The organism is Pseudomonadota bacterium (assembly GCA_018823135.1).
GTDB lineage: Bacteria > Desulfobacterota > Desulfobulbia > Desulfobulbales > CALZHT01 > JAHJJF01.
Map to the genome: position 1 here is coordinate 1 of JAHJJF010000003.1, position 2,976 is coordinate 2,976.

Below are 2,976 nucleotides of genomic sequence, written 5' to 3' on the forward strand. Positions count from 1 at the left end.
AAACAGCCTCAGACTGATCCTTTCAAGCGGCGGCGAACTGCCGCGCTCCCTTATTCAGACCTGGAGAGAATTATCAGCAAAAAAAGTGCGCCTTCTTAATATGTACGGCCAGACCGAGACCGTCGGCAATATTCTCATCTACGATATTCCCGACCAGCTTGATACAACGCCCGCGGTTATCCCCCTTGGTCCACCCATTGCCGGAACGCAGGTGTATCTGCTCGACGAAAATAATCAGGCCCCGCTCCAGGGAGAGATTGGCCAAATTCATGTTGGCGGCGATATCCTGGCGCGCGGTTACATCAACCAGCCCCGCCTGACGGCCGGGCAATTCATTCCCGACCCTTTCAGCGATATCCCGGGCAGCCGCCTCTTCAAGACCGGCGACCAGGGCAGCCTGCTGCCGGATAACACCATCTGCTTCAAAGGACGCACTGATTTTCAGGTCAGCATCAGAGGATTCAGAATCGAGCCAGGTGAAGCGGAAGCCGCGCTCAAACTCCATCCAGGCATAACCGGCGCCGTTGTCAGTGTTTTTGAGAATGCATCCGGCAATAAGGAGTTGATTGCCTATTTTGAGACAGAACCTGAAAGACCGGTTCCCGGTGTTGACGAAATAAGACAATTTTTGGCAGGCAAAATCCCTGAATACATGATACCTTCACGATATATGAGACTTGACAGTCTGCCGCGGCTGCCCAACGGCAAAATCAACCGGCACGACCTTCCTCAGCCGTTGCTGAACAAGAATCGTCCCGAACTATCAAGCACGTATATTGTGCCGGGAAACCCTGCTGAAAGGGCAATCGCTGAAATCTGGCAGGAAATCCTTAATCTGGAGAAGGTGGGAATTAAGGACAATTTTTTTGATCTGGGCGGGAATTCTCTTCTGGCGGCGCAGGTCATTGACCGGCTGAGCCGTTTGTTTACTCTGGAATTTCCGATCTCCATGTTGTTTGAAAGACCCACAGTTCAGTCATTCAGCCAAATCATTCTGCAAAAGGATTCTGAACCGGTTCAGGGGCAAGACAGTGTCAACCGGGGAAAAATGAGAAAAGCCATGCAAAAAAGAAGGATGAAGGGGTGACTTTTTGCATGACCATAAAAGATTGAACATACAAAATCGCCAAGGGTTTTCTTTCACTTCAGCGGTTCATAATTTCTTGTTCGATATTCGATATTCTTTTTACAAACATGTATTTTCGGTTTACAGACCTTAAACGTAAAGCCCTAAACCCTGAGCCTTATGCCTTATGCCCATTGATCAACGCGACACAAAACAATTTGATGGATCCGAAATTGCTGTTATCGGAATGGCCGGCCGGTTTCCCGGCGCCAATACCATTGAAGAGTATTGGGATAATCTCTGTGCAGGCAGGGAATCCGTCAGCTTTTTTACGGATAAGGAATTGCTTGAATCCGGGGTTGACCCGGCTCTTCTGAAAAAAACTGAATATGTAAAGGCCCGGCCGATTATTGAACATATTGCTGATTTCGATTCCACATTCTTCGGATTCAGCCCCCTTGAAGCAAATTTCATCGACCCCCAGCATCGTTTGTTCCTCGAATGCGTCTGGCAGGCCATTGAAACCGCCGGTTATAATCCGGAAGAGTATCCGGGGGCAATAAGCGTCTTTGCCGGGGCCAGCATGAACAGCTATCTGCACAACAATATTTATGCGAATCCCGAGGCGATGGCTGCCGCCGGGAGCTTTCAGGGAGCGCTGCTTAACAATGTCTCCTCCCTCACCACACTCATCGCCTACAAACTGAATCTCAAAGGCGCCTGCTATTCGGTCCAGACATTCTGCTCCACATCTCTGGTTGCGGTTCATCTTGCCTGCCAGAATCTGCTGAATTATGAATGCGACCTGGCGGTTGCCGGTGGTGTTTCGGTGGTTGTGCCGCAACAAACCGGATACCCTTACGAAGAGGGCCTGATCCTCTCTCCGGACGGCCATTGCCGACCCTTCAGTGACGACGCCCAGGGGACGCTGTTTGGCAACGGTCTTGGTGTGGTGGTGTTAAAGCGCTTAGAAGATGCCCTGGCGGACGGAGATGCCATCGATGCAATCATTATCGGCTCGGCGGTCAACAATGACGGGTCGCTGAAGGCAAGTTATGCCGCGCCCAGTATTGAGGGCCAGAAAAACGTCATCATCGAGGCCCTTGCAAATGCGGCGATCAACCCGGAAACCATCTCCTATGTTGAAGCCCACGGCACAGGCACCGCCCTGGGTGACCCCACTGAAATTGCCGCGTTGACCAAAGCTTTTCGGTCCATGACCCCGAAGAACGGCTTTTGCGCAATCGGCTCGGTAAAAGGCAATATCGGTCATCTGGATGTGGCAGCAGGAGTGGCGGGTTTAATCAAAACCGTTCTTGCCTTAAAGAATAGGCAAATCCCGCCGAGCATCAACTTCAATCAACCCAACCCGAATATCAATTTCTCAGACAGCCCGTTTTTTGTGAATAGCAGATTAACCGACTGGAATGATAATCAGTCTCCCAGACGCGCAGGCATCAGCTCCTTTGGCGTTGGCGGCACCAATGCCCATATGATTCTTGAAGAAGCTCCCCGACTGCCGCCGCCCACCCTGAGCCGCCGCAAGGACACAGTCCTGCTGCTGTCAGCCGGAACGCCTGCCGCCCTGGAGAAAATGCAGTCGAATCTCCATGATTTCCTTGAAAGCAATCCAACCACGGATCTTTCAGATATTGCCTATACCCTGCAGCTTGGCCGCAAAGCCTTTAATCACCGCCGGATGTTCGTCTGCCAGGGAATGGCCAATGCCCTGTCCACAATACAACCAGATGCATCAGCGCCAGCCGCCGGCCGCTATCAGGATAAAAGAGATCAACCCATCGTCTTCATGTTTTCCGGCCAGGGCTCCCAATATGTCAACATGGGGCGCGAGCTGTATACAACCGAAAAGGTCTTTCAAGAGCACGTCGACTCCTGCGCCGAAATCCTCA

The 2,976-nt window shown here is 51.6% G+C and carries 2 protein-coding genes; both read left to right on the forward strand.

Annotation, left to right across the window (positions count from 1 at the left end):
• Positions 1 to 1,087: non-ribosomal peptide synthetase (locus KKE17_00080; protein MBU1708382.1), on the forward strand; the 1,087-nt coding region annotated here is incomplete at its 5' end.
• A gap of 166 nt (positions 1,088 to 1,253) precedes the next feature.
• Positions 1,254 to 2,976 (forward strand): type I polyketide synthase (locus KKE17_00085; GenBank protein MBU1708383.1); only part of this gene is annotated, 1,723 nt, incomplete at its 3' end.